The sequence below is a fragment of the Streptomyces sp. XM83C genome (assembly GCF_023072675.1).
In the GTDB taxonomy this organism is placed as follows: Bacteria; Actinomycetota; Actinomycetes; order Streptomycetales; family Streptomycetaceae; genus Streptomyces; species Streptomyces thermocoprophilus.
In genome coordinates, this window is the sequence record NZ_JALLGL010000500.1 from 1 (window position 1) to 2,488 (window position 2,488).

General features: G+C 69.1%; 2 protein-coding genes. One reads left to right on the forward strand and one right to left on the reverse strand.

Annotation, left to right across the window (positions count from 1 at the left end):
• The first annotated feature begins 488 nt into the window (after positions 1 to 488).
• Positions 489 to 1,745, forward strand: a complete 1,257-nt coding sequence (locus tag MTQ10_RS29725) for a hypothetical protein (RefSeq protein WP_247473557.1) — start codon at positions 489 to 491, stop codon at positions 1,743 to 1,745.
• Here MTQ10_RS29725 and MTQ10_RS29730 read toward each other — a convergent pair.
• Complete coding sequence (locus MTQ10_RS29730; protein ID WP_247473565.1) at positions 1,675 to 2,379, reverse strand: PE-PGRS family protein; 705 nt, start codon at positions 2,377 to 2,379, stop codon at positions 1,675 to 1,677. The two genes, MTQ10_RS29725 and MTQ10_RS29730, sit on opposite strands and share 71 nt — an antisense overlap.
• Positions 2,380 to 2,488: the final 109 nt, after the last annotated feature.

The window sequence follows — 2,488 nt, forward strand, 5'->3', positions numbered from 1 at the left end:
CTGCGGCCGTGATGGAGCAGGTGGGACCACCCGCTGGAACAGCTCCCACAACTCGTCCGGCACCATGCGCTCGACCATCACCACACGGTGCAGACTACCCAGCATTCCAAATGAGACGACCTCTAAATGACCGGCAGCTCGCACTCCTCACCCGCATCGGGGATGGAGCCGACCCCGTCACGTCGGACAGCCCAGAGTTCGCTCTCACCGCCCGCGCGCTCAAGGAGCGGCGTCTGATCACCATGCCCAAGCAGGATGGGAAGTGGCAGGCGGAGATCACTGACGCGGGGCGCTTCTACCTGGAACACGGCCATCACCCGGACCGGCCGGAACCGACGCCGCGCAAACAGCGGTCGGCGGGTTCCGAGCAACCGACACGGCCTGCCCCTCCTCCGCAGAAGCAAGACACAGCTCCGTCCACGACGAAACCGACGCCGCAACGCGCCGCCAAGCCCCCGCAGGCGTCGCCGTCGGAAATGGGAGCCGCCTTGATCGCGGAAGTACAGCGGGCTGGGCGGTTCCTCCGCATCCCGAACCCCAGCGACCAGGAGCGAGCCCGCTACCGCAGGGCCTTCGACGCAGCCCGGCAGTGTGCGCCCGAGGGGTACCACCTGAAGTACAGCGGCCGGGCGAAGGGGGACTTCTTCCTCGGTCTGCTCAGGGTGTCGGGCGAGGACGACACCGAGTGGAACCGGATCCGGCTGGCGCGCAGCCGGGTGATCAGCGATGTCGAGGACGTGATCGCCGCTGTCACTGCGGACCACAGCGCCTTCGAGATCTCGGAGGAGGTCCTGCCGCGAGTTCTCTCGCTGCTCCGGCTCCTCGCCGAGCAGGCACTCGCCCGCCACGGCGAGATCACGGTGTCCAAGAAGCGCAAGCAGCCCAGGCCCCTGCTCACCGTTCACGGCAGGACGTACGAGGTCGGCTTCCGCGAACGGCAGAAGCAGGTCCGGTACGTGCCCAAGCAGCCGGGCCACCGTACATACGACTGGCAGCGGGTGACGCCGGCGCACAGGTTCGAGCCCTCCGGCGAGCTGGAACTGCTGATCAGCCAGCACTCGGGCTACGGCTACGGCCACAGCTACGGCTGGAAGAAAGAATGGGCCGACACCGCCAAGAAGCCGTTGGAGGAGCAGGTCGGTTCCGTCTTCCGGGCGCTGAAGGCGCGCGCGGAGGAGCAGGAGCGGGCTCGGCTGGAACGGGAGGCGGAGCAGCGGCGCCTGCGAGAGCAGCGGGAGCGGCAGGAGGCGGAGCGCCGGCGTCTGGAGACGGAGCGGGAGGAGCGCGAGAGGCGGGAGTGGGAGTCCGCCGTCAGTGCCGCCTCGATCAAGGCGGTTCACGCCCTACGGGCGGAGCACTTCGGCACAGCCCTGGAGCAGTGGAAGGAGGCCGGAGAGATGCGGGTGTTCTGCGGCGCTCTGGACGAAGCTGCCGCGACATCGGAGGACGCCGTCGAAGCCGAGAGGCTGCGAGAGTGGTCGGCCTGGGGGAAGGCGGAGGCCGACCGGCTGGATCCCACCATGAACGGCAAGGGCCTGGCCGCTCTGGACTTCCACGCGGAGCCGACCGGAGATCAACTACGGCCCTTTCTCGGCGGCTGGAACCCGCACCGGCCGGAGAGGGAGCAGCCTGCGGCACGGCCCGAGCCGCCGGCGCCGGAGCCGTGGCGCGGCTCTATCGACGCACATCAGGATCAAGGCTGGCGATATGGACGCCAAGGTCGCGCTCAATGGTGGAGGCGATGACGCCGTGCCCACGGTCGCGTAGGGCCTTGACCGCCTTCTCCACCAGCTGGCCGAGCCGGATGACCTCTTCGCGCAGTGCGACCAGCTCGTCGTAGCGCTCGGCCTTGTCCTCGCCGCACCAGGCCCGGACGGTCCGCAGGACGGCCGCCTCCGCGTCCAACTTGCGGTCGTCCCGGCGACGGTAGGAGTACCAGGAGGGCTGTGCACGCTCCTGCTCGATGTCCTGCTGCTTGCGGTCCACCTCCGGGAGAATCTCGTCGGCGAGGCGGCCAGCTACCTGACGGGCGACGCGCTCGGTGACCGGCCAGCCGGCCAGGCACATGCCGACGCGGTCCTCGTGCACCATCGGGTCACTGCGGAGCGCGGTGGCGTCCATTCCGATGAGCGGCGCTGTCTCGTCGAGTCGGCTCAGTTCCAGAACTCCCGCGTCCGCCACCCCTCGGCGGAGGCGCAGCCTGTTCTTCGGCCGGACGAACCCGAGGATCAGGCGCGCGGCCTCGAAATCCGTGCTGCCCCGTACGTGGCGTGACGCCTCGGCCAGTCTGAGCTCTGTCTCGTCATCCGCGCGGAACGCGTCGACGTCTGGCCACGGTGCTACCAGGCAGCCGGGACTGACCCATTGAGCACTGTGCATCGTGAAACGTGCAGGTGAGGTGGGCTGGTGTGCGGGCGAGTTGCCGTGCTCGCGCTGGTCGGCGGCGGGTGTCCATGGTGAAGATCGTCTGCCCTGTCGGCTGAGGCGG